The sequence below is a fragment of the Peribacillus sp. NPDC058002 genome, assembly GCF_042886655.1.
Lineage (GTDB): Bacteria > Bacillota > Bacilli > Bacillales > DSM-1321 > Peribacillus > Peribacillus aracenensis.
This window is the reverse complement of sequence record NZ_JBHVQU010000001.1, coordinates 12,373-36,836: the sequence shown is the minus strand read 5'-3', so window position 1 is coordinate 36,836 and position 24,464 is coordinate 12,373. Positions and strand designations below refer to the sequence as shown.

Annotated in this window: 21 protein-coding genes; 18 read left to right on the top strand and 3 right to left on the bottom strand. The window is 41.9% G+C overall.

Annotation, left to right across the window (positions count from 1 at the left end; translation table 11 throughout):
* The first annotated feature begins 125 nt into the window (after positions 1–125).
* The 13 genes from ACFVSH_RS00165 to ACFVSH_RS00105 all read left to right on the top strand — a co-directional run bounded on the left by ACFVSH_RS00165 (position 126) and on the right by ACFVSH_RS00105 (position 12,843).
* Complete coding sequence (locus tag ACFVSH_RS00165) at positions 126–1,052, top strand: AEC family transporter (RefSeq protein ID WP_387704286.1); 927 nt, start codon at positions 126–128, stop codon at positions 1,050–1,052.
* A 159-nt stretch (positions 1,053–1,211) separates the two neighbouring features.
* Complete coding sequence (locus ACFVSH_RS00160; protein WP_387704285.1) at positions 1,212–2,234, top strand: Bug family tripartite tricarboxylate transporter substrate binding protein; 1,023 nt, start codon at positions 1,212–1,214, stop codon at positions 2,232–2,234.
* A gap of 56 nt (positions 2,235–2,290) precedes the next feature.
* Entirely contained in the window at positions 2,291–2,746 is a 456-nt protein-coding gene (locus ACFVSH_RS00155; RefSeq protein WP_387604121.1) for a tripartite tricarboxylate transporter TctB family protein, read from the top strand.
* A gap of 18 nt (positions 2,747–2,764) precedes the next feature.
* Positions 2,765–4,291 (top strand): tripartite tricarboxylate transporter permease, encoded by a 1,527-nt coding sequence (locus ACFVSH_RS00150; RefSeq protein WP_387604119.1) that lies wholly within the window; start codon positions 2,765–2,767, stop codon positions 4,289–4,291.
* Between the two features lie 79 nt (positions 4,292–4,370).
* Complete coding sequence (locus ACFVSH_RS00145; RefSeq protein ID WP_387604117.1) at positions 4,371–5,960, top strand: ATP-binding protein; 1,590 nt, start codon at positions 4,371–4,373, stop codon at positions 5,958–5,960.
* A complete protein-coding gene (locus tag ACFVSH_RS00140) occupies positions 5,960–6,667 on the top strand; it encodes a response regulator (RefSeq protein WP_260286267.1) in 708 nt (235 codons plus the stop codon). The genes ACFVSH_RS00145 and ACFVSH_RS00140 overlap by 1 nt, the downstream gene beginning before the upstream one ends.
* Positions 6,668–6,927: 260 nt before the next feature.
* Positions 6,928–8,049: a sensor histidine kinase gene (locus ACFVSH_RS00135; RefSeq protein ID WP_387604114.1), complete on the top strand. Its 1,122-nt coding sequence runs from the start codon at positions 6,928–6,930 to the stop codon at positions 8,047–8,049.
* 12 nt (positions 8,050–8,061) lie between these two features.
* The gene (locus ACFVSH_RS00130) at positions 8,062–8,670 is read left to right on the top strand and encodes a response regulator (protein WP_387604112.1); all 609 of its coding nucleotides are present in this window, start codon (positions 8,062–8,064) and stop codon (positions 8,668–8,670) included.
* Between the two features lie 119 nt (positions 8,671–8,789).
* Positions 8,790–9,311, top strand: a complete 522-nt coding sequence (msrA, locus tag ACFVSH_RS00125; protein WP_387604110.1) for a peptide-methionine (S)-S-oxide reductase MsrA — start codon at positions 8,790–8,792, stop codon at positions 9,309–9,311.
* A gap of 136 nt (positions 9,312–9,447) precedes the next feature.
* Positions 9,448–10,143 carry a response regulator transcription factor gene (locus ACFVSH_RS00120; protein WP_387604108.1) on the top strand — a complete coding sequence of 232 codons (696 nt, stop codon included), beginning with the start codon at positions 9,448–9,450 and terminating at the stop codon, positions 10,141–10,143.
* Positions 10,140–11,495 carry a sensor histidine kinase gene (locus tag ACFVSH_RS00115; RefSeq protein ID WP_387704282.1) on the top strand — a complete coding sequence of 452 codons (1,356 nt, stop codon included), beginning with the start codon at positions 10,140–10,142 and terminating at the stop codon, positions 11,493–11,495. The genes ACFVSH_RS00120 and ACFVSH_RS00115 overlap by 4 nt, the downstream gene beginning before the upstream one ends.
* A gap of 65 nt (positions 11,496–11,560) precedes the next feature.
* Positions 11,561–12,109 (top strand): PepSY domain-containing protein, encoded by a 549-nt coding sequence (locus ACFVSH_RS00110; protein WP_387704280.1) that lies wholly within the window; start codon positions 11,561–11,563, stop codon positions 12,107–12,109.
* Positions 12,110–12,360: 251 nt separating this feature from the next.
* Positions 12,361–12,843, top strand: a complete 483-nt coding sequence (locus ACFVSH_RS00105; RefSeq protein ID WP_387704278.1) for a tetratricopeptide repeat protein — start codon at positions 12,361–12,363, stop codon at positions 12,841–12,843.
* 225 nt (positions 12,844–13,068) lie between these two features.
* Here ACFVSH_RS00105 and shc read toward each other — a convergent pair whose 3' ends face one another.
* The 3 genes from shc to ACFVSH_RS00090 form a co-directional block, all read right to left on the bottom strand.
* Positions 13,069–14,964 (bottom strand): squalene--hopene cyclase, encoded by a 1,896-nt coding sequence (gene shc / locus ACFVSH_RS00100; protein ID WP_387704276.1) that lies wholly within the window; start codon positions 14,962–14,964, stop codon positions 13,069–13,071.
* A gap of 168 nt (positions 14,965–15,132) precedes the next feature.
* Entirely contained in the window at positions 15,133–16,782 is a 1,650-nt protein-coding gene (locus tag ACFVSH_RS00095; protein ID WP_387704274.1) for a M14 family metallopeptidase, read from the bottom strand.
* Positions 16,783–17,001: 219 nt separating this feature from the next.
* Positions 17,002–17,343, bottom strand: coding sequence for a DUF1450 domain-containing protein (locus tag ACFVSH_RS00090; protein WP_387604096.1), 342 nt, complete (start codon positions 17,341–17,343; stop codon positions 17,002–17,004).
* 265 nt (positions 17,344–17,608) lie between these two features.
* Between ACFVSH_RS00090 and ACFVSH_RS00085 the strand changes: the two genes are divergently transcribed.
* From ACFVSH_RS00085 to ltaS, 5 genes are all read left to right on the top strand, one after another.
* Entirely contained in the window at positions 17,609–18,559 is a 951-nt protein-coding gene (locus ACFVSH_RS00085; protein ID WP_387604094.1) for an ABC transporter permease, read from the top strand.
* Complete coding sequence (locus ACFVSH_RS00080; protein WP_387604092.1) at positions 18,552–19,499, top strand: iron chelate uptake ABC transporter family permease subunit; 948 nt, start codon at positions 18,552–18,554, stop codon at positions 19,497–19,499. Before ACFVSH_RS00085 ends, ACFVSH_RS00080 begins: the two co-directional genes overlap by 8 nt.
* Positions 19,493–20,251, top strand: coding sequence for an iron ABC transporter ATP-binding protein (locus ACFVSH_RS00075; RefSeq protein WP_387604090.1), 759 nt, complete (start codon positions 19,493–19,495; stop codon positions 20,249–20,251). The genes ACFVSH_RS00080 and ACFVSH_RS00075 overlap by 7 nt, the downstream gene beginning before the upstream one ends.
* 210 nt (positions 20,252–20,461) lie before the next feature.
* A complete protein-coding gene (locus tag ACFVSH_RS00070; RefSeq protein ID WP_483878277.1) occupies positions 20,462–21,406 on the top strand; it encodes a siderophore ABC transporter substrate-binding protein in 945 nt (314 codons plus the stop codon).
* A gap of 1,066 nt (positions 21,407–22,472) precedes the next feature.
* Positions 22,473–24,446, top strand: a complete 1,974-nt coding sequence (gene ltaS, locus ACFVSH_RS00065) for a lipoteichoic acid synthase (protein WP_387704270.1) — start codon at positions 22,473–22,475, stop codon at positions 24,444–24,446.
* Positions 24,447–24,464 lie beyond the last annotated feature (18 nt).

The following is a 24,464-nucleotide window of genomic DNA, read 5'->3' as shown; positions in this document are numbered from 1 at the left end:
TGTCATTCCTTTTATGAATGGATAACGATAATTTATTGGTATTTTAACTATGGTTATCCCGGGATTATGATAGATGGGAGATGTAAATCATCATGAATTTGCCTTAGGAATGGAGAGGAAGTCATGTGAGTGTCCTGTTTCTGATCGTACTGAATGTCATTGTGCCCGTCTTTTTCCTAATAGGGGCTGGGGCCATCCTGCATCGTAAATTCAAGTTGGATATGAATACGCTATCTAAATTGAATCATTTCCTGCTCATGCCGGCCATTAGCTTTGTCAATATCTATCAAAGTAAAATGGGCGGGGGGATGATCGTCCAGATATTCAGCTTCCTTGCCCTTCAAGCAGTAAGCCTTATCATCGTGAGTACAGTGATTGCTAAACTTGCCAGGTTTGATCAAAGTCTTTCTGCCACGTTTAAAAATAGTGTAGTCCTGAATAACTCAGCCAATTTCGGGTTACCCGTAAGCCAGATGGTTTTTAATGGGAATCCTCTTGGCCTGTCGATCCAAGTCATCGTGATCATTTTTCAAAACCTGTTGACCTATACCTATGGATTGATGAATTCCGTTTCCGTCCATACAAAAAGTGCGAAGGGCGCCATTCGCGAGTTCTTGAAGAACCCCGTCATTTATGCTTTATTACTCGGTTTTCTATTACACTCCGCTTCTTTCGACATTCCGCTGTTCTTATGGACCCCGATTGAAAATATCGCGAGTGCTTTCATAGCCATTGCCTTGATCACATTGGGTGCACAGAGTGCCTATTTGAAAATTACGCAATTCCCGCTTCCGCTTATCCTTAGCTTGATTGGCCGGTTAATACTCTCGCCATCCATCGCATTCCTTATCATCCTCCTGCTGGGCTTGGAAGGGACTGTCGCTCAGGGATTATTTATCGCAAGTTCATTTCCAACATCGAGAAACAGCGCATTATTCGCTTTGGAATATGACAACCATCCGGAGTATGCGGCACAAGCAGTCTTGATGTCGACTTTATTCAGCAGTATAACGGTAACGATGGCCGTCTATCTATCAAAAATACTATTCTAGCAGGGCTGCTCTTAATGGGCGGGCCTTTTTCCCATGTCTCCCGATAAAACTTTATGAACAATATAGAGGTTATGGAATTTATGCATCTTAGGTTAATAATCAAAGAAAAGGAAGATATTTTTGTAGAATCAAGAAAACGCTTTCAAAAGGAGGATTATTATGTTTTCTCGTAAAAAGATTTCAGCGGTCATTTTGGCAGGTTCGTTAGCTTTAAGTTTAGGTGCATGCAGCAGTTCGGATACATCAGGAGAAAAGAAAGAAAGTACAGGCTATCCGAAAAAATCCATATCGGTCGTTGCTCCATCGGGCGCAGGCGGGGGATGGGATTTAACCGCCCGTTCATTTACAAAGGTCTTGAGTGAGACCAAACTGGTGAACCAGCCATTGACCGTCGAAAACAAACCCGGTGGCGGGGGCGCTGTATTCATGGCGGATTATGCAACACAGCAAGCGGATAATAATGACATGCTGTTCGTGAATTCACCGCCTGTCATCATCAATAACCTTAAAAAAGAAGGCAACAGCCCTTATGGGTATAAAAATACGACCCCTTTGGCGCAGCTGACAAAGGATTATGGGGCGATAGTGGTAAAGGCGGATTCCGAATTCAAGGATTTGAAATCAGTGCTGGAAGCGGTGAAGAAAGATCCGCGTAAGCTGACGTTTGCAGGAGGATCGGCTCCGGGATCCATGGATCATTTGATTTCCATTCTTCCAGCCTATGAATATGGCTTGAATCCAACAGAACTTAAATACGTTTCGTATGACGGGGGCGGGGAAGCGATTACGGCCTTGCTTGGCGGTAATGCGGATGTGATCGGAACGGATGCATCCAGTGTCAGGGAATTTTTAAAAGCAGGGAAGATTAGAGTGTTGGCCGTAACCTCGACTGAACGTTTGGGTGGCGATCTTAAAGACATACCGACGGCAAAGGAACAGGGTGTTGATGCTGAATTCACGATTTGGAGAGGGGTTTTTGGACCTCAGAATATGTCTGGTGAAGCGAAAACCTTTTGGGACGGAACCATTGCGAAGCTAGTTGAAACTTCTGAATGGAAGAAGGAAGTGGAAGTTCAAGGATGGGAACGGGAATATAAAAATAGTGAAGAATTCAGCAAGTTTTTAGAAGAACAGGAAAAACAGGTGCAGCAATTATTAGAAGCGTTAGGCATGGAAAAATAATCGGGGAGAAGGAGGTGCTTCACCTTCTTCTTGTTTTCTGAAATGGAGGGATTAAGATGGACGTGAAATTTGATCGCTTTGCATCTGTAGCCTTTCTGGCTGTCGGGGTGCTGTTCATGATAGGAAGCAGGAAACTGGCCAGTTCTTCTTATGGAAGTTCGGTAGGACCGGACATTTTCCCTTTTGTATTGGGGCTCGTTCTCGCTGTTTTAAGTATTCGCCTGTTCTATGAGGCATTTCGGGGCAAGGTGCAGGAATCGGGTAAAGGAAAGCTGGAATATAAACCCTTTATCATCATTCTGCTCTCCACCCTGATTTATATTTTGACATTGGAAACGATAGGATATGTCATTACGACCTTCCTCTTTTTGTTTGTTTGCTTTCAAACGATGGAACGGAATAAGTGGATGACATCGCTCCTCATTTCCGCAGGATTTTCCGGAATCATCTATTATTTATTCGTGAATGTTTTAAAGGGAACACTGCCGGGTTGGCCAATCTGGTTTTCATAAAAGGAAGGGGGATGTGAAGTGGGCACTTTTGATTATTTATTGCATGGTTTTGAAACGGCACTAACTTGGTATAACATCCTTTTTGCATTTGTCGGAGTATTGATCGGTACGGCTGTCGGCGTTTTGCCGGGGATCGGGCCGATGAGCGGAGTGGCTCTTTTGATTCCGGTAACCGCTTCGATTACAGGGGGACTTCCACCAGAGCAAGCGGCAACAAGCGCCATCATTTTACTTGCAGGTGTTTATTATGGAGCGATGTATGGAGGATCGACAACTTCAATCCTATTGAATACACCTGGCGAATCCTCTTCTGTCGTCACCACATTGGATGGTTACCAAATGGCGAAAAAGGGAAGGGCCGGGAGTGCTTTATCCATTTCGGCAATCGGCTCCTTCGTCGGAGGGATAGTCACCCTTATCGCCATGATTGCCTTGGCACAGCCATTATCGACGATTGCCATTAAATTCGGTCCGGCGGAGTATTTTTCACTCATGCTTCTAGGGTTGGCGGCCGTCAGCGGCCTCGCGGGAAAATCCGTAACCAAGGCACTGATCATGACGGTTTGCGGTTTGCTGATCGGGACGATAGGCATCGATAATGTATCCGGGATCGCCCGTTTTACATTCGGCATACCTTGGCTTTATCAAGGGGTCGAGTTCCTGACGATCGCAGTGGGTCTATTCGCACTTGGAGAGGTATTCAAGACAATCTTGGAAAAAGAAGAGGATGATGGGGACATTGCTAAGATCAAAAATTTGATTCCTTCCAAAGAAGAATTCAAGGAATCCGCCGGTCCGATTGCGAGGGGGTCGCTCTTAGGCTTCTTTGTAGGGATCTTGCCGGGTGCAGGGGCTACTCTTGCTTCGTTCTTCTCATATCTTATGGAAAAAAGGATTTCAAAAAAACCCTGGAGATTTGGCACAGGCGCGATCGCTGGGGTGGCTGGACCTGAAACGGCCAATAATGCGGCATCTGGCGGAGCGATGATTCCATTATTGACGCTGGGAATTCCGGGTTCCGGTACAACGGCGATTTTAATGGGTGCGCTCATGATGTACAATGTTCAGCCAGGTCCATTATTATTCGAGGACCATCCTCAGGTAGCTTGGGGGCTTATCGCCAGTATGTTCATCGGGAATCTGATGCTGCTGATCCTTAATCTCCCGCTCGTTAGGGTTTTTGCGAAAATCATTGAAACGCCAAAGAAATATTTGATTCCGCTCATTATCGCGATTTCCATTTTTGGCGTTTATGCGGTACAAGTATCGACTTATGATTTATTGCTATTATTAGGGTGCGGGGTCTTGGGATATTTCTTAAGTAAAAATGATTATCCAATCGCCCCATTGGTATTAGGGCTGGTTTTAGGACCGATGATAGAAAATAATATGCGCAGGGCCCTGACGATATCCGATGGGGATTACAGTTTGTTTTTTACCAGGCCGCTTTCCCTGACATTCCTGATCATAACGGCATTATGGCTGCTCATTCCGGTTTTGCTTAAAAAGAGAGGGAAGGATGTTGTCATCAATATTGAAGGTTAACTCATATTTTCCGAATGTTGTGAAAAAACTCCTTTTTTAAAGGGGTTTTTTTTTATATGATGTAAGTAGAGGTGATTGAATGCGTTTACACACCAAGTTGATGCTGGGGATCTGTACGTTAATCATCTTAATGGGCGGAATCTTTGAAGTTATTTTTATAAATATCCTGGAAAATAACCTGAAGCAGGAAACAGGGGAAAAAGCATTGTCGGTTGCCCAGACCATTTCTTTGCTGCCTGAAATTAAACAAGCTTTTCGAACGGATAATCCCTCTGTAATCATCCAGCCCATCGCGGAAAGGGTTCGCAGGCAGATCGATGCGGAATTCATAGTAATAGGCGATAAGAATGAAACACGACTGTCCCATCCAAATCCCGACATGATCGGGAGGAAAATGGTAGGGGGAGATAACGCCGAGGTGTGGGATGGGAAATCCATCATCACGGAGTCCATTGGGACATTGGGTCCTTCCATAAGGGGGAAAGCCCCAATAATCGCAAATGAAAAAGTCATCGGAGTCGTCTCTGTTGGCTACCTTCAGGATGATATTGAAAAAGAAGTGTCCAGTATACAAAGAAAGATTGTCTGGATCATTTCTTTTATATTAATCGGCGGTTTATTGATCGCCTTTTTCATTTCATTCAATATAAAAAAGGCGATATTGGGTCTGGAGCCGAAAGAGATTGCCTGGATGTTCCAAGAGAAGCATGCCATTTTGGAATCCATTCATGAAGGCATCATTGCCATTGATGTTCATGGGAAAATCACGGTCGTCAATGAAACGGCGCATAAAATCCTTCATATCCCTAAAGACGTCATGCTTCGCGGGCAAAAAATCGAAGAAGTCATAACGCATACACATTTGCTGGATGTAGTCAGCACGGCACGGGCCGAGTATGATCAGGAATTCATGATTGACGGTGAAGTTTTTTTGGCAAGCCGGATTCCCATTTTGAATGGACAGGGTGAAATCATCGGTGCCGTTGCAAGTTTGAGAAATAAATCGGAACTATCCAATCTCCTTCAGGAACTGTCACATGTAAAGGCATATGCAGAAGGGCTGAGGGCCCAGACACATGAATATTCGAATCGGCTCTATACTTTGCTAGGCCTGATTCAACTTGGTTCATATAAAGAAGCGATGGATTTCATATCGAAGGAAGTCGATGTCACCCAAGGCTTCATTCACTTTCTAATGAAGGAAATACCTGATCCGATTATTGCTGGGTTCATCTTAGGGAAGGTGAGTTTGGCGAGCGAGCTGAAAATTGATTTTACAATTGATAGAGAGAGCAGTTTTAAGGATATTCCGCCCGAAATAGATCGGGATTTATTGGTGACGATCATCGGCAACCTCATCAATAATGCCTTCGAAGCTGTACGGGAAAACGATAGGGAGGAAAAAAGGGTATCGTTGTTCGTCACGGACTTGGGTAAAGAGTTGATCATAGAGGTTGAAGATAATGGAAAAGGGATGAATCCAGATGTTACCGAACTGATTTTCCAGAACGGTTTTACGACGAAAAGCCTTCAAACCAATTCAGGTATAGGTTTGAGACTTGTTCAGGAAGCGATAGATGGATTAGGGGGGTATATCACTTTTTCGACAAAAGAAGGGGAATATACGATTTTTACTGTAGCACTGCCAAAAAACAGAGGGGTGATTTGATGATGGCCAATCGCGATATAGAAGTCTTAATCGTAGAAGATGACCTGCGGATTGCCGAGATACAAAAGCTATTCATCGAAAAGCTTGAGGGTTTTCAAACGATAGGGATCGCCTCAAGCTATGATGAAGCTAAAAGCTTCATTGAAATCATGCAGCCGGATCTATTGCTTCTCGACATGTATTTTCCGGATATGAATGGGCTCGATATCCTGAAAGAAATCAAGCAGCAAAGCAAACAAATGGATGTCATTATGATAACGGCGGCTAAAGAAATAGAAAAAGTCCAGGAAGCCATCAAAATCGGCATATTTGATTATATTATCAAGCCTGTCGCATTTGAACGTTTCAAGCAGTCTTTACACAGATATCAAGAGTATCACATTAAACTGTCGGAATTGGAAAAGGGCAATTTTCCAGTAACACAGCAACAGGTTGATAAGCTTTTGCGAAAAGAAGTGAAGGAAAATGAGAGGGAACAGTCTTCACTGCCAAAAGGGATCGATCGGATGACTTTGGAGAAGGTGATGGCTGTGTTGGGGAAATCCTCCCCTGGCTTAACGGCCGAAATAGTGGCAAAGGAAATCGGGGTGAGCAGGACAACGGCAAGGCGTTATCTGGAGCACTTGATGTCAGAGGAAAAAATTGATGCCGATTTAACATATGGTACGGTAGGACGCCCTGAACGGGTGTATGCCATCAAGTTATAAATGGGTTCGCCAAACGGCGGATCTTTTTTTGGCTATATGATGGTTTTCACCACGTACAATCTTAGTCCTTGCGTACCAAAATGTTACGGAAGGCTTAATGGCAAAAACAAGACGCCTGTCGTTTTAAAGAAAACAAAATCAATAATGAACGTCCAGGTTTCAATAAACTGTTCATCAAAAAACCATACAATTCCCATTGGATGGTTTTTTGATGAAACTCCTTAGTATATACTAGGATAAAAAGAAATAGAGGCGGCGCCATGCAAAGTTGGTATCATATCTTTCCGAAAAACACAGGGCTGAGCCCTTATGTCTGGATCATTTTTTGTATCCTTCCTTTTTATTTCATCTTCAAATCCTCTTCGATGTTGGAGATAGTCTTTGGAATCGTCATGATCATTTTGTTTTTCATATCATATGGTCTCTCATTCGTTTCGAAGGGATGGCCCGTATACGTATGGACGGCGATACAAATAGTCATATCCATATCCATGACCATATTTTTCAGCTACATTTACTTTTCGCTGTTTTTAGCATTCTTTATTGGGAATGTTCAAAATAAGGTTGGTTTTTTCGTATTATATTCGATCCAGCTATTGGCTACCATCGTGTCGGTCAATATTGGATTCATCATGAAGGACCCTACATTCTTTTCGCAATTTCCCTTTATGCTCATTTGTGTGGTAGGCGTGATCCTGCTCCCATTCAACACATATAATCGAAATAAACGGGGCAGGCTGGAAGAACAATTGGAGGACGCACATAAAAGAATATCAGAGCTTGGCAAAATTGAAGAACGCCAGCGGATTGCCCGTGACTTACATGATACACTTGGACAAAAGCTGTCTTTGATTGGCTTGAAAAGTGACCTTGCAGGGAAATTGATCGATTTGAATCCGGAGTCGGCCAAGAAGGAAATCAAGGATATCCGTCAAACGGCGAGGACGGCACTCAAGGAAGTCCGTGAAATGGTGTCGGAAATGCGTGGGGCCAAGCTTAGCGATGAAATCATCCGGGTCAAGCAAATATTGAAAGCGGCAGGGATAGAATTCAATTTGGAAGGCACCACGGAATTGAAAGATACCCCATTGCTTGTTGAAACGGTTTTAAGCATGTGCTTGAAAGAAGCTGTGACCAATATCGTCAAACATAGCGGAGCCGACTGCTGTCATATCGTCATTGAAGAATTACAAACAGGGGTGACGATCACAGTACAGGATAATGGAGTGGGGCTTTCACATAGATCAGAGTTTTTTAAAGGCAATGGGCTTCATGGAATGAAAGAAAGGCTTGAATTCGTTAATGGCAGCCTGGATATTCAAACGACAGATGGAACGACGCTTTATATAAGGGTTCCGAATGCGATAAAAAATAATGGATAGGAGAGATTGACATTGATTCGAATCGTAATTGCCGAAGATCAGCGGTTGCTGCTTGGCGCGCTAGGTTCCATCCTTGATTTGGAAAGTGACATGGAAGTTGTAGGAAAAGCGAGCAATGGGGAAGAAGCAATGAATCTCGTCAATCAATTAAAGCCGGATATCTGCATAACCGATATTGAAATGCCAGTTAAAACCGGGCTCGATGTAGCCGAGGAGATCAAGGATCAGGGCCATCAATGCAAAGTCATCATTTTGACCACTTTTGCACGTCCTGGGTATTTTGAAAGAGCCAGAAAGGCAGAAGTAGGTGGATATCTGCTGAAGGATAGCCCAAGTGATGAGTTGGCGAATTCGATCCGTGTCATCATGGACGGGCGGCGCGTTTATGCCCCTGAGCTGGTGGATATGGCTTTCGAAGAAGAAAACCCTTTGACTGAACGAGAGTGCCAAGTGCTCAAATTGATTGCGGATGGTAAGACAACAAAAGAAATCGCAAGCCAGCTTTATTTGACTAACGGAACGGTTCGTAATTATATATCGGTCATCCTTGATAAATTGGATGTAAGCAACCGCGTTGAAGCGATTGTAAGATTCAAGGAAAAGGGCTGGTCAAAAGATTGATCAAAGGTAAATCAGTTTTGGCGCATTTAATGGCGGCTTCTCAAATCAAAAAAGCACAGTGTCAGGATTGGAATATGGTATATTAATTTTTATTACATACAGGAAAGGGGCTGGCCATTATGCAAAAGGCTACATTTGCTGGAGGCTGTTTTTGGTGCATGGTGACACCATTTGATGAACTACCGGGGATTGGGGGAATCGTATCCGGTTATTCGGGAGGACATATTGAAAACCCGACTTACGAGGAATTGAAGACGGGAACTACGGGACATTATGAAGTCGTGGAAATCACTTTCGATCCTCAGTTATTTCCTTATGAAAGATTGCTGGAACTATATTGGCAGCAAATTGATCCTACCGACGATGGCGGTCAATTCCATGACAGAGGAAGCCAATATCGGACGGCCATCTTCTATCATGATGAAGCTCAAGAGAAACTGGCTCTTGAATCGAAAGAAAAGGTAGCAGCCAGCGGGAGGTTCCAGAAACCCATCGTAACGGAAATCCTTCCGGCCCAACCCTTTTATCCTGCCGAAGAATACCATCAAGGCTATCATAAAAAAAACAAAGATGACTATAAAGCGGACCGTGCGAAATCGGGCCGCGATGAATTCATTAACCAGCATTGGAACGGTGAATGAAAAGGATCGGGTGTGTTTTCACACCCGATTCTTTTTTTGACCTTTTTTAAAGGCGCAAAAATTAAAGTCATAGAGTTCAATTTCTCATGATATTTTCATATTTCTTCAGTACACTAAGGGGTAGGTGGTGATGATCATGAATAAAAGAATTTTAATTATAGAAGATGAAGAAAAAATTGCGAGGGTTCTCCAGCTGGAACTTAATCATGAGGGTTATCAAACAGAATCGGCATTTACCGGAAAGGCAGGTCTGGAAAGGGCAGAAGCCGAGGAGTGGGATTTAATCTTATTGGATGTGATGCTGCCCGAGCTGAATGGCATAGAAGTACTTAGGCGTTACCGGAAAAAGAATGGATCAACACCGGTCATCCTTCTAACCGCAAGGGATGCTGTGCCAGACAAGGTGAATGGCCTTGACCATGGTGCAAATGATTATGTAACGAAACCGTTTGAAATCGAAGAGCTGCTCGCACGGATCCGTGCTTGTTTCCGTACCAATGTACGGGAGCGCCAACCAGAAGTGGAAGTGGATGAACTAAAGATTCATGATCTGAAGTTGAACCTTGGTACAAGGGACATTCACAGGCAAGGCAAAAGGATTGAGCTGACTTCCCGCGAGTTCGATTTGCTGGTTTATCTTTTGCAAAATAAAAATCAAGTACTTTCTAGAGAGCAAATCCTGACACATGTATGGGGATATGATTTTGCAGGGGATACGAATGTGGTTGATGTGTATATCCGTTATTTACGCAAAAAAATAGATTATCCCTTTGACCTGCAGCTCATTCATACTTACCGCGGTGTAGGTTACAGCTTGAAGGAGCCAGTATGAAGATCCGGACGAAGATCCAAACGTATTCCAGTCTTTTTTTAAGTGTCATGCTTATATTGTTGAGTATCATCGTTTTAATCGCCTTCCTTTGGATATCAGTAGAAAGGGAACGGGACCTGCTTGAAAATCAAGCTTCATTAATTGAAGAAAATATCTTGGCGAAAGATTTGATCTCCGGTGATCCCGCTTTAATGGAGCCGTATATCCCTGACGATGGAATGGTGCGGATATTCGATACTGATGGAAGGTTGATAAAATCATTTACCGATGAAGAGGACCTTGAGGGGCTTGCGGTTAAAGCCATTAACGAGAAAGGTTATGATTTTACCAAAGCTGACGGGGAATATGTCATGACCTACCGTTATCCTTATCCTGATGAAGGGAAGAAGCTAGGGATGATCGAGGTCACACAGCCGCAAGATACCCTCCTTGATAATTTATCGGTGCTTGCCCTCGTTTTAGGCGGTGCATCGCTTTTTGTCATTCTTTTATCCATTCTTGCAGGTAAATGGCTGGCCAACCTGATCCTCAAACCGATATCGATCATGAGCGGAACGATGAAGGATATTGAGAAAAGCGGGGACTTCAAACGGATACCGCTATCGGACCAATCAAAGGATGAGCTGCAGGTGATGGGATTGGCATTCAACAAGATGATGGAAAGGCTTGAGCGGAATTATAACCAACAGCAGCAATTCCTTTCAGATGCTTCACATGAATTAAAAACACCGATTACGGTCATAGAAAGCTACTCTTCCCTATTGAAACGCTGGGGAATGAAGGATGAGGCGATTCAGGAAGAGGCGGTGGAGGCAATCCATCATGAAGCCGTGCGGATGAAAAAGCTGACGGAACATCTTCTGCAGTCTGCCTCCCAGACGGAACCTTCAGCAGATGTGGAAGGGAAAATAGAACTTATTTCGTTTTGTGAAGCGATTGCCCAAACATTCAGAAGGACGGGGAATCGTGAAATAACGATAGAATCAGAGTTTAAGGAAATATATGCAATGACTATTTCCAGTAAGCTTGAACAGGTGATTGTCATCCTATTGGACAATGCTATGAAATACAGTGACTCAAGTATACAGGTCATGATAAAACGGCAGGCCGATGAAATTATCATCTGTGTGAAAGATCGCGGCGCAGGGATATCACCAGAACATCTCCCGCATGTATTTGAACGTTTTTATCGCGTGGATTCATCGAGGGCAAGGAAAACGGGAGGCAATGGACTCGGGCTTTCCATTGCCCGGTCGCTTGTCGAGTCATTCGACGGTAAATTGGAGATCCAAAGCGAAGTGGGAAAGGGAACGTTGGTGACGATTACTCTTTCTCATCAAATTCTAATCTAACGCTCATGTTCATTTCATGAAGGATGCTTATTATTAAGGTAATAACTTAAAGGAGGAATTCATTCATGAAAAAACAGTGGAGTACGATTAAAGAAGGTATCATTCAAAGGAAAAAGGTGATCATGACGGTGTCAATGGCCTCCGTTTTACTTTTCGGCGGTGCTGCTGGAACGGCGGTATATGCAGTCAATAAGGGTAACCTATCCGAGGATGAGGCTGTCAAAATGATTTCAGAAAAACTAGGCGGGGAAGTCACTCAATTTGAAAAGGATTGGGACCAGCCGATGACCTATGAGATGACCGTTAAAACGAAAGAAGGCTATCAAGAAGTTGACGTTGATGCTGAAAAGGGAGAGATACTTTCTCAGGAAATGGAAGACAGTGACGATGACGATCTGAGCAAACAACAAGCGGCGGAAACTGTAAAAGTCAGCAGTGATCAAGCCGAAAAGATTGCCTTGGAAGCGGTGGATGGTCAAGTAACGGACATGGAGCTTGATTCGGAGAATGGCACCCTTGTGTACGAGCTGGAAATAAAACAAGGACAAAAGGAATATGATGTAGTGGTGGATGCCACTACGGGAAAAGTATTGAAAAACCAATTGGATGATTAATCGATGGTAATCTGTGATCTAAGAATGATCATGAACTGAAGTGCATGAAAGGATTTGCCGAATGGCAGATCCTTTTTTTATGCCATTACGGTTCTCAAGCGAAATTAGGGGAAAAGAAGAAACTTTTAGATGAAGAGGCGGGTGGGGGGAGAATAGCTGATGACCTCTGAAAATATTCGCGGTCATGAAGGAGTTAAAAAAGGAATCGCGAATAGGGGTAATAAGGAATCTTATATAATGGAGGAATGTAAATGGGGAATTTGGAAATGGCACTGTCATTACGAGGAAAGAAAGAGTTCAAAAAATCCAATCTATTATTGATGGATCTGGCAAAGCAAAATCCCGTCGATGCAGTCATACAGTATCAGTGTGCCTGGAGTTTGGATATTCTCGGACTTGAGGCAATGGCGGTGCCCTATTATGAAGAGGCACTCAAATTGGGTTTGCCGGAGGAGGATGCAAAAGGGGCCTACCTAGGATTGGGAAGCACATATCGCACCATAGGGGAATATGAAAAATCAAAACAGACATTGGAAACGGGGCTGGCGAAGTTTCCTGAACATAAGGCTTTATTGGTATTCAGGGCCATGGCTTTTTATAATTTGAGCCAACACGATCTTGCAATGGAATCTTTATTGAAGATAATTGCCGAAACCTCTAAGGATCGAGACATACAATCTTATGCTAAGGCCATAGAATTTTATAGTGATAAACTGGATAAAGTCTTCACATAATAGTGATCATCCCCAAACTATCCACAAAGCTTGGATAAAACAAGTCATTCTTACATATCTGAAATGAATTAATCAACAAATATGACGGGGAATTTCTTGCTTTTAACACATTTACGGATAAATGAATGTGGATAACCTCGGATTGTGGATAACTTTCCGGTGTTATTCACCACTTTTCCACAGGTAATCCACATATTCACCTTTATATGATAAAAAAACTGTCAATTAAGTCTTCAGGTATTTTTTATTGTAATGGCTTAAGGCTAAAAGGGGATAAATATAGCGATAGCTATGATAATGCATATACAAAAAATCGGCCATTCCCTGGCCTGCAGGATAATCATTGGTCCAGCTGTCCTGTTGGCCTGCACGGATGAGATAGGCAATGCCTTTTTCCATTTCGGCTGTCGGCTTTTCGGATGCCGATATTAACGCATCCACAGCCCAAGCTGTATGTGTCAGTGTACTTTCTCCGAGGGGGATGTATCGTTGCTTAATATCACTGTAACAAGATTCACCCCAGCCACCATCTTCATTTTGAATTTTCTTCAACCAAGTTAAGGCTTTTTGGATGGATGGATGTCCAGTGGCTTGCCCTGCTGCCTTCATGCCGGTCAGTGCAGACCATGTGCCATATAGATAGCAGATGCCCCAGCGCCCATACCAGGAGCCGTCACGCTTCTGGTCTTCCAATAGCCAATCCACCGCTCTTTTACTGACCTCTTCCGGTATCTTCATATTTATATAGTTCCCTAGGAATTCCAGCGTTCTTCCTGTCAAATCAGCGGTAGAAGGGTCAGTCAGGAGATATTTCGAACCCTCAATAGGAAGAAGATGCAGCCATTTATGATCGTTATTCCTTTCGAAGGCTGGAAATCCGCCATCATCATTTTGCATGGATATCGTGAAGGAGACACCGCGCTCCCAACTGTCCCGATTATCAGGTTTTGCTTGCAGTTGCTTAGCCAGCGCCCGCAGTGAGGCGGTCGTATCATCAACATCCGGATTCATGGTATTGAAATCCGAGAACCCCCAGCCGCCTGGAATCGCGTTAGGATTATGGATCAGCCAATCGCCATACATATAATGCTGGCGTGACAGTAAGTACTGATTGGCGGCCTTGACCGTTGGGTCTTTGGAAGGAATGCCAGCTTCTTGAAGGGCGTAGCTTATTAAGGAAGTATTCCAAACATGGGGCGTCGTGAGCTGGATATGTGTGTGTCCCTCAATGGAGCAGGCCATCCCCTTCAGACCGGCAATGGCCTTTAGAATCACTGGATCCTTTTTCGAATATCCAATTGAAAGGAGGGCAAAGATCATGAAAAAGGTTGAACCGAAATAATTGTACAGTGTCCCGTCTGGTTCCAGCCTGTCGAGCATGAACCTCTTCGTTGAATCCAAGGCTAGGGAATGTAAATAATCGGGATAACCAATCAAAGTTTTGACGCCTGTTTGAAGTTTGGAGAAGAAGGAACGATATTCTTCTGTACGATACTCTTCCCACACATGCTCTTCGGAAAGGTCCTCCCTTGTTTGAAATAATTCTTTTAAACTTGGCGTGTCCGGGGTTTTGATCTGAAACCTTTTATGTCCTAGCAATAGCAATGGAATCATGTTGACCCGCCCATATACGGAAAGATCATAAATGCTGACGAAAAAGGTGGGAGGAAGCAAGACCACTTCGAGAGGAATGGGGAACAGGCGCGGCCATGGATATTGTCCGGTGACAGTAAGCATCATTTTCGTTAACATTTTGGCCTGTTTGATGCCACCCTTGGAAAGAATGAATTGTTGGGCTTTCCTCATATGGGGATCGTTCTTATTGCGGAGTCCGCTATAAAGAAGGCCATAATAAGCCTCGATCGTAACCGTAACATTGCCGTCTTTCTCATCTTGGAATAGTTTCCATGAACCGTTCTCCGTTTGCTTGCTTTCAATTCTTTTTACTAAAGCCTCTATAAGGGCAGCATCTTCCATATCTAAAATTTTCAATAATATGATCATATAGGCATCTGCCGTTATCCCGGTGTCAAAGGGATAATTCCACGAACCATCAGCGGATTGGTCTTGTTTCAGGCGATGAACAAGGCGATTGATTTCCAATTGTACATGTTGGTTCAATGATTTTCCTCCTCTAAAAACACATTTTCCGTTTATATGTATATTCAAAACTTGTCATCGCATTCAAGAAATCATGTCAGGCGCGTCGCCCCACATGAATAAAGGAGGGGGAAACTAAAAAACGCATTGGCAATGAAAGCTGCCAATGCGTCATTTAGATACTATGCATCATTTAATTGGTAAGGAAGATGGCTGCATATAGCGGTAAATCGGCAGTTCTTTTCCTTTTTCAGCCGGGATGAAATTGAATGTCACATAGCTGTCAATGCCTTCAGGTTCGAGGGCAAGGGGGATGAAGTTGGCATCAGGCTGGGCCATGTCGAAAACATAGCTTCCTTTTGGGAAATCCCGGGTTGTTGAAGTGACGGTGGTCGTGATTTCCCTTGTGGAATGTCCGTTTTCCAGTTCAGCGGAAACGTTTAAATCCTTGACACTATAGCTTTCTACAGCTATTTTCATAGGTTTTTTTAATTGTTTAACTTCTACCCCTAATAGCTGAAGTTTCTTGGCGATATTTTTATATTCCGGTGGAAGGATATAGGCTGTCGGACGATCTCTAACAAGGGTAGGGTAGGCATCGGTAGAATCCAGCCAATCGATGGAGGCATCGGCCATTTTAGCTGTTGCTAAATCGACTACTGTCAATTTTTGATCCTTAACCAATTTATTTTCACTTGTGATGACAATTTTATCATGATCATTTGCTTTTCGCCCTTTTTGGACGATTTCAGTTTCGGCCTGTTTAACGGCCTTTTTAACTTTACCGGCCTGTTCGGCTGTCGTTTTGATGAAGGCTGCCTGAGCTGTAGCTTGAGCAAAAACACGTCGTTTAAAATCCGTACGGCCGATGTTGATTCCCCTCGTTTCAATTAAATAGGTCATTGTATTTTTCAAACCGAGGGCGTTTCGGCCAATCCGGGCTTCTGTGCTTCCTTCCGTGGCGGTAAGGACTCCATCATCAGAAGTGGCCAGTGTATAGTAATCGTGGTACGAAAGCTTTTCTTTTTCCAATGCTTTAAAAACATTAGGTAAAAGCAGTTCATCGGAAGCTTTTCGAAGCTGTTTGGGAATATTTAAATTCTTGGCTGAGGAGATGAGTAAATCATAGGAAGCGATCGATCCATTTGCTCCCACTTTTTTCAGGGGAGCGGGATTCACTGTATATTCATGTACATCCAGAATGACTTCCGGTTCATAATCATCGATTGATTGATGAATCGTCTGTACTTCTGGATATTCCACCTTTAAGTAGTCCCTATTAGCATCCATGTCATTTGCGGTATATCGTTTGAAATAATAAGAGCCATCAGGATTGACGCGAGGAACGATGGCAACATTCACTTTATCGAGAACATCACCAAGCTTGCCTTCAGCCAGCCATTGTGCAAGGACTAATGTTGATTCACCTGAAGCGGGTTCATTGCCATGGATCTGACCTTGAATCCAAATCAATGGTTTATGTGAATCCTTATTCGGTCTTTGTGAATCCTTACTGAAAAGAAGCATCGGGATGTCGCGTCCTTCTGTGGATTTGCCTATCGTCTTGAACTGGATGTACTTGTATTTATGGGAAAGGGACTTGATATGATCCAACATTTCTTCCTGGCTCGTAAAGGCGATCTTGTTTTGTTTAAAGGCAGGGGTGTTAAAAGATACATTAGGTTCAGGGAAAAGGTGGGAGAGGTTATCTGGTTGAATGTAGCTTGGACCATTTCCATAATAAGGGGTGAATTCTTCTGCTTCGGCTATGGGGCCAGGCAAACCAGTGACAAGACTTAGTGTTACGGCTGATACGATGGTAGGAATGATTTTTTTCATGGACGTCCTCCTGTCTATCTTTTTCCATAAATTATCATATATTAAGCTATTTATACAGTGAAAACGTAGGAAATAGTGAAAAACAGGAATTAACGACTAGATGAATGATTCCATGCCATGATTCGGAATTCCTTTTAATAGATGTTCATCACCTGTATTCTGTATAATTACAGGTGGAAAGTCAAAATGATACGGATCAAGCAATTTGCTTGGCCCGTATCATTTCAATTCATCATGCAGCTTATTTAAAAGATCCTGTGAATCTTCGCCGCTCATTACGTGGCCGTTCACTTTCGCATAGGGGGTTTTCTTACAAAGTTTACACTCACTCAAACATTCATACTCCTTATATTGAATCATTGGATTCGCCAAGAACTTACCATAATCAGCAACTGTTTTTTCATTAAGGAAGCGGTCAAGATTATTTTGGCAAAATTCAACCTGGATTTTCGCCTTTTTTGAGAACACTTTGGATAGCAAGTTTTTCATCATATCGCTTCTTTCATTGGAAGAGTAAATATTTGTTATTTCGATTTTATCACTTCCTGTAACGAAATGCATGATTGGTTCACCCAAATTCATTACAATATGACTATTGTGAGAATATCAAAGTAATTCCTTTGTATATATTGACACATGTCCGAGAAATGATAGAATAAGAGTTAATGATAATGAATCTCATTATCATGATTGGGAAGACCTTGTAACTATTGCGACTTCATGATTTCCACTTTAATAGGTGACTTTGTGATAGTCTTCATTCAAATATATTTAATTGAAAATATTATCGCTGTATTAAATGAGATAGGAAGAGTAGGAAATGTAGATGAAGATAAGATATTTAGTCATGGCGTTAATTGTTTTATCATTTACGTCATTATTCATTGGAGTAAAAGATATTACTCCCCTGGATTTATTGGATTTAAGTGATGATAAAGTGCAAATCATGCTGCAAAGCCGTTTCCCTAGAATGGTGACCATAGTCATTGCCGGTATCGTGATGAGCATAAGCGGTCTGATCATGCAGCAATTGAGCCGCAATAAATTTGTTTCCCCGACGACTGCCGGAACCATGGATTCTGCACGGCTTGGACTTCTTCTTGCCATTATCATTTTTCCATCGGCAGCACTTATTGAGAAAATGGCATTCGCTTTCATATTCGCTTTGGCAGGTACATTCTTGTTTATGAAAATTCTTGATCAAGTGAAATATAAGGATACGATTTTCATTCCATTGGTTGGTTTGATGTTTGGGAATATCGTCGGATCCATCTCGACTTTCTTTGCTTATAAATATGATTTGATTCAAAGCCTCAACACATGGATGAATGGAGATTTCTCGATGATCATGTCGGGAAGGTACGAACTTATTTATGTAAGTATCCCTCTAGTTATTCTCGCATACTTCTTTGCCAATAAATTCACTGTTGCAGGGATGGGTGAAGAGTTTGCCATCAATCTAGGAATCAATTATAAGTTTATAGTCAATTTTGGGTTGATCATCGTGGCATTATCCTCCACTGTCGTTTTGTTAACGGTGGGAACGATTCCTTTCATAGGATTGATCGTACCGAATATTGTATCCCTTTACCTTGGTGACAATTTGAAAAAGAGTCTTTCTCATACAGCATTGCTAGGGGCCGTATTCCTATTGTTCTGCGATATTCTGGGCAGGATCCTCATATATCCATTTGAAATCCCGATCGGACTCGTGGTTGGTGTGATAGGAAGCGCCGTATTTATCTATCTGATAATGAGGAGAAAGGCATATGAATAATAAAAGTAGGATCATTATATTGGCTGTTCTTGCAGCAGCTTTAACGGCAGGTTATATCTTTTGGGATCTTGGCCCGAATTGGGATTATGCACTGCCGAGAAGGGTTATTAAAATCATCGCCATCATCGTGGTTGGCTGTGCAATAGCTTTTTCAACGGTGATTTTCCAGACGGTCACGAATAATAAAATCCTGACACCGAGCATTTTAGGGTTGGACTCCATGTATATGCTGATCCAAACGGGAGTGATTTTCATCTTCGGTTCAACGCATATCATGATCATGAATAAAAATCTCAATTTCCTGATTACACTTGCGGCCATGCTTATTTTTTCCAGCCTGCTGTTCAAGTTCATGTTCAAGAAAAACCGCAATATTTACTTCTTATTGCTGATCGGTATCATCTTCGGAACCTTATTCGGCAGCATGTCTTCATTCATGCAGGTATTGATTGACCCGAATGAGTTTCAAATCATTCAAAATAAAATGTTCGCCAGCTTCAATAATGTCAACACGGACCTGTTAACGTTAGCTATTATCCTCATGATAGCGGCAATGGTATATTTCATGAGATTTTTGAAATATTTAGATGTCATGTCCCTTGGGAGGGACCAAGCCATAAACTTGGGTGTGGATTATGATTTTGTCACCAAGCGGGTTTTAATCGTCGTTACTGTTTTGATCTCCATTTCGACTGCCCTGATCGGTCCGATCACGTTCCTCGGATTACTTGTTGCAAATGTGGCCTATCAATTCATTAAGTCCTATCAGCATAAACATATCATCCCGGGTGCCATGCTGATCAGTGTGATTGCCCTGGTCGGCGGCCAATTCATTGTCGAGAGGATCTTTACGTTCACCACCACTCTAAGTGTCATCATCAACTTTGTCGGCGGTGTCTATTTCATCTATCTTCTATTAAAGGAGAATAAATCATGGTAGAAGTGAAAAAGTTATTCAAAAAATATAATAGTAAAACGGTTGTCGAGGATGTTTCCATTGAAATAGTGAAAGGGAAAATCACATCCTTCATCGGTCCCAATGGAGCGGGGAAAAGTACAGTCCTTTCGATGATCAGCCGTCTCATTACCCGGGATTCGGGAGAAGTCTTGATCGATGGTAAGGATATGGCGAAATTCAATAGCAATGAACTTGCTAAAAAGATTGCCATCTTAAAGCAGGCTAACCACATCAATATCCGTTTAACGATTCGTGAACTCGTCGCCTTTGGCCGTTTTCCTTATTCACAAGGAAAGCTGACCAAAGAGGATTGGAAACACGTCGATGAAGCGATTGAATATATGGAACTTGCCGACATGCAGGATAAGTTTCTTGACCAGCTTAGCGGCGGGCAGCAACAGAGGGCCTTCATTGCCATGGTTATTGCTCAGGACACGGAATATGTACTACTTGATGAACCCCTGAACAATCTTGATATGAAGCATTCGGTCCAAATCATGAAAGTATTGAGGCGATTGGCCGATGAATTAGGGAAAACGGTCATCATCGTCATTCATGACATTAATTTTGCATCCTGCTATTCCGACTATATTGTTGCATTGAAGGATGGCAAGGTTGTTCATAATGGACCTACCGAGCAAGTCATCAATTCCAATGTATTAAAGGAAATCTATGATATGGATATTGAAATCCAAAGCATCAATGACAATAAGATCTGTGTGTACTTCACGTAAGAACATTCCATTTGGTTTTAAATTACTTCAGTATTCGTAGCCTTCCCGGAATCACCTCATACGCTTCTTAGGCAGTTAAGAGTTGGCGGGCGCCCAAGACTTTAGCCGCCTCCTGTTCATACGGCAGGGAAAGTGATGAAGGTGAACTCTGTGAAGGTGAGGATTCAACATGTAATTTTAAATAAAAAAATTTTCGAGGTGACCATAATGATTAAGAAATTATCCTTACTGCTTTTGGTTGCAATGCTGGCTGTAGTGGCTGTAGCTTGTGGATCAGATAAGGAAAAAGAAGAATCAAGTGCGAAAAAAGAAAATGCTAAAAGCGAAGAAATCACGGTTAAGCACCAACTAGGCGAAACGAAAGTGAAAACAAACCCTGAAAAAGTCGTTGTATTCGATATGGGTGCTCTTGATACTCTTGATAAATTGGGTGTGGACGTAGCAGCTGTTCCTCATGATGGCCTTCCAGAATACCTTTCTAAATATGAAGGTACAACTGAAAATGCCGGCGGATTAAAAGAGCCTGACTTCGAAAAAATCAACGAAATTGCTCCTGACTTAATCCTTATTTCTGGCCGTCAATCTGAAGCATATGAAGAATTAAGCAAAATTGCTCCTACTGTTTTTGTGGGTGTGGATACAACAAAGTATATGGAATCCTTTGAAGAAAACGTAACACTTTTAGGTAAAATCTTCGATAAAAAAGACGAAGCAGCTAAAGAATTGGCAAGTGTTGAAGAAAACATTAATGCTTTGAAAGAAAAAGCCCCAACTGACAAAACTGGTTTAATCGTTCTTTCAAGCGGCGGAAAAGTAAGTGCTTACGGACCGGATTCAAGATTCGGTATCATCCATGATGTATTCGGAGTGCCTGCAGTAGATGATAAATTGGAAGTATCGACACATGGTCAAAGTATTTCTTTCGAATACATCGCTGAAAAGAATCCTGACTACCTATTCGTTGTGGATAGGGATGCGGTTGCCGGTGATGGAGCTGCAGCAAAAGAAACTATTGAAAATGACATTGTGAAAAATACAAAAGCATTTAAAGAAGGTAACATCATTTATCTAGACCCTAACTACTGGTACCTATCAGGCGGCGGTTTAGAATCTGTTGACGCTATGGTTAAAGAAATTTCTGAAGGCATCAAGTAATATAAATAAGGAATCCTGTCCTCGATCGAGGGCAGGATTTTTATTTTTTATAATAAAGCTGGATGAAACAAATATACTAACAAAGGGACGAAAAGATTTCCTGCAAAACACAGGTAAGCTTATAAGGCGCCACAACCACCATTAAGGGAATGGAAAAGACAAGACCTATATTCAAGCCTCTTACCGCTGGCTATGGTCATATGGGCTGCTATCGAAAGAAAATAACCCTCCAGCCGATATGGGAAAATTCAGTTTCTTCCTATTATAATGTCATTTGCATCCTTTCTGTTTCCAGGAGGGGTTTTAAAATAGTAAATTAAGTGAAATTTGGTAAATTGAATCTTTTGTGGATGATAAATTATCCTGGAAAGTAAAAATATAAACACAATATGATCATCACTTTCAGGAAAAATTATTTGAAAAAGCTAATTAAATATGCCGAAGGGGAATAATGTCGATATTACGCGAAACTATATTGTTGCTTTATGGAATTCAAAGGGTGCAGGACCCAATAATAAACTAGTCAAACTTTTGAAGGAGTGGATTTTGGATGGGGTATCAAAAGTGCGGAGGAGAGATGCATCCATGTAACCGGCCATCCATTTTTAACTGTCGAATCATCGGGAAAGAAATCCTGGATCTATCCATGGCTTTAAACAATTGAAGATTTATATCTTTACATATTTTGTAATGTACTGGTTTTTTTATAAAGAGTCGTTTATAATGGTAAAAGCCTGAAGGACGTGAAACTATTTAGCGACTGTCATCCGCATTCATCACAAAAAGTTACGGTGATATTTATTGGATTAAGACATGGAGTTCCTTTATATTTGTTATAGGTGCGCTGAACATTCGAGACGGGCGAAACTCTGTTATTTTTTCAAAGGCTTGTTCATAAGCTAAAGAAGTGTTCTGGATAGAAGAGTAATGGATGTGACAAAAGGTGGTTATCACAATCTTGACTATCCAAGTGAAAGAATGCTATTATAGGGTTTCCGATTTTCCGTCTTTTGTAAGTTTGTAAAAATTTATATAAATAAACCACTAGATTAATAGAGGTGAAAGCATGAATAATTTTCTAAAAAAAAGCCGGCATTTATTTGCAGATAACATACTAGGCTTTTTCTTTATTGCGGTAGTCTTGTTTTGGATAAAAACTTATATTGGATATCGAGTTGAATTTAACTTAGGTATTGAAAATGGCCTGCAGCAGTTCTTACTGTTCATAAACCCAATTAGTTCAGCCATTTTATTCTTTGGCTTGGCACTATTGGCTAGAGGCAAGAAATCGTTTAAATGGATCATCAGGTTGAACCTATTGATGTCCTTATGGCTATTCTGCAATATTGTATACTACCGTTCATTTACCGATTTCATTACATTGCCAACCTTGACGCAAGTGCAAAATAATGCAGGGGATTTGGGGCCGAGTATTTTAGAATTATTTAAACCCCATGATGTACTTTATTTCCTTGATACGGTTCTTTTGATCGTGTTGTACAGATTCAAAGACTTTAAAGTGGAAGACTTCAAAGTCAAACGCCGTACAGTTGGAATGGTTTACCTAGCGGGACTTGCAATTTTCGCAATCAATTTGGGACTTGCTGAAAAGGATCGCCCGCAATTACTATCAAGAACATTCGACCGGAACTATATCGTCAAATATTTGGGCATGTTCAACTATACGGTTTATGATGCCGTTCAGAATACTAAAACATACGCTCAGCGTGCGACTGCAAACAGCACGGATATCGCAGAAGTCGTCAACTATACGAAGGCAACAAGCGCTGAACCGAACCCTAAATATTTTGGTGCAGCCAAAGGTAAGAATGTTATCTACCTGCATTTGGAATCGATGCAGAATTTCCTGATCGATTATAAGTTGAATGGGGAGGAAGTAACTCCATTCTTGAACTCACTTGCACATGATAAGTCAGATTTCATGCGCTTTGATAATTTCTTCCATCAAGTGGGCCAAGGTAAAACGGCGGATGCTGAATTCATGCTTGAAAACTCCCTGTTCGGTTTACCACAGGGGGCAGCATTCACAAACCGTTCCCAAAATACGTATCAAGCAGCACCAGCGATTTTAGGACAACAAGGATACACATCGGCTGTGTTCCATGGTAATTATAAATCTTTCTGGAACCGGGATAATATGTATAAGTCTCTTGGTTTTAATCAGTTCTTCGATGCAAACCATTATAATATGGAAAATAAAGAGGAAGTACTAAGTTATGGATTAATGGATAAGCCTTTCTTCAAGGAATCGATTCCAATGTTAGAAACGCTTAAACAGCCTTTCTATACAAAATTCATAACGGTATCTCATCATTTCCCATATTCGATGGACCAGGAAAAAGCAACAATCGGTAAGCATACGACAGGCGATGCTTCCGTAGATAATTACTTCCAGACTGCACGCTATGCCGATGAGGCGCTTAAAGAGTTTTTCGATTATCTGAAGGAATCCGGTCTATATGATAACTCGGTAATCGTTATGTATGGTGATCACTATGGTATTTCCGAAAACCATAAAGAAGCCATGTCAAAAGTGCTTGGCAAGGATGTTGGCGCATTTGAGAATGCCCAATTGCAACGTGTACCATTATTGATTCATGTTCCGGGTGTTGAAGGCGGGGAAATGCACCAATACGGAGGACAAATCGACCTTCTCCCGACTCTATTGCATCTGTTAGGAATCGAATCTAAAGATTATGTACAATTCGGTTCGGATTTATTGTCAAAAGATCATAATGAAGTGGTACCTTTCAGGAATGGTGATTTTGTTACACCTGATGTCACTTCCATTAAAGGTAAATACTACGATACTAAAACAGGGGAATTGGTCGAGGAAAATGATGATATCCTCAATTATAAAAAGAGAGCTGAAACGATGCTCAATTTATCCGACCAAGTAGTGAACGGTGACTTACTCCGTTTCTATACTCCAAATGAGTTCAAACCGATAAATCCTAATGATTATGATTACACATATGATGAAGAAGGTTCAAAGGAAGACGACAAGACCGAGAAATAAGGCTAATGAAAAGAACAG

What these genes read in the sequence shown, in the direction of transcription:
- ACFVSH_RS00155 (WP_387604121.1), top strand. Translation starts at nt 2,291, where the DNA reads ATGGACGTGAAATTTGATCGCTTTGCATCTGTAGCCTTTCTGGCTGTC.
- ACFVSH_RS00075 (WP_387604090.1), top strand. Translation starts at nt 19,493, where the DNA reads ATGGTAGAAGTGAAAAAGTTATTCAAAAAATATAATAGTAAAACGGTT.
- ACFVSH_RS00085 (WP_387604094.1), top strand. Translation starts at nt 17,609, where the DNA reads ATGAAGATAAGATATTTAGTCATGGCGTTAATTGTTTTATCATTTACG.
- ACFVSH_RS00140 (WP_260286267.1), top strand. Translation starts at nt 5,960, where the DNA reads ATGATGGCCAATCGCGATATAGAAGTCTTAATCGTAGAAGATGACCTG.
- ltaS (WP_387704270.1), top strand. Translation starts at nt 22,473, where the DNA reads ATGAATAATTTTCTAAAAAAAAGCCGGCATTTATTTGCAGATAACATA.
- ACFVSH_RS00105 (WP_387704278.1), top strand. Translation starts at nt 12,361, where the DNA reads ATGGGGAATTTGGAAATGGCACTGTCATTACGAGGAAAGAAAGAGTTC.
- ACFVSH_RS00090 (WP_387604096.1), bottom strand. Translation starts at nt 17,343, where the DNA reads ATGCATTTCGTTACAGGAAGTGATAAAATCGAAATAACAAATATTTAC.
- ACFVSH_RS00145 (WP_387604117.1), top strand. Translation starts at nt 4,371, where the DNA reads ATGCGTTTACACACCAAGTTGATGCTGGGGATCTGTACGTTAATCATC.
- msrA (WP_387604110.1), top strand. Translation starts at nt 8,790, where the DNA reads ATGCAAAAGGCTACATTTGCTGGAGGCTGTTTTTGGTGCATGGTGACA.
- ACFVSH_RS00080 (WP_387604092.1), top strand. Translation starts at nt 18,552, where the DNA reads ATGAATAATAAAAGTAGGATCATTATATTGGCTGTTCTTGCAGCAGCT.
- ACFVSH_RS00120 (WP_387604108.1), top strand. Translation starts at nt 9,448, where the DNA reads ATGAATAAAAGAATTTTAATTATAGAAGATGAAGAAAAAATTGCGAGG.
- ACFVSH_RS00135 (WP_387604114.1), top strand. Translation starts at nt 6,928, where the DNA reads ATGCAAAGTTGGTATCATATCTTTCCGAAAAACACAGGGCTGAGCCCT.
- ACFVSH_RS00110 (WP_387704280.1), top strand. Translation starts at nt 11,561, where the DNA reads ATGAAAAAACAGTGGAGTACGATTAAAGAAGGTATCATTCAAAGGAAA.
- ACFVSH_RS00095 (WP_387704274.1), bottom strand. Translation starts at nt 16,782, where the DNA reads ATGAAAAAAATCATTCCTACCATCGTATCAGCCGTAACACTAAGTCTT.
- ACFVSH_RS00115 (WP_387704282.1), top strand. Translation starts at nt 10,140, where the DNA reads ATGAAGATCCGGACGAAGATCCAAACGTATTCCAGTCTTTTTTTAAGT.
- ACFVSH_RS00160 (WP_387704285.1), top strand. Translation starts at nt 1,212, where the DNA reads ATGTTTTCTCGTAAAAAGATTTCAGCGGTCATTTTGGCAGGTTCGTTA.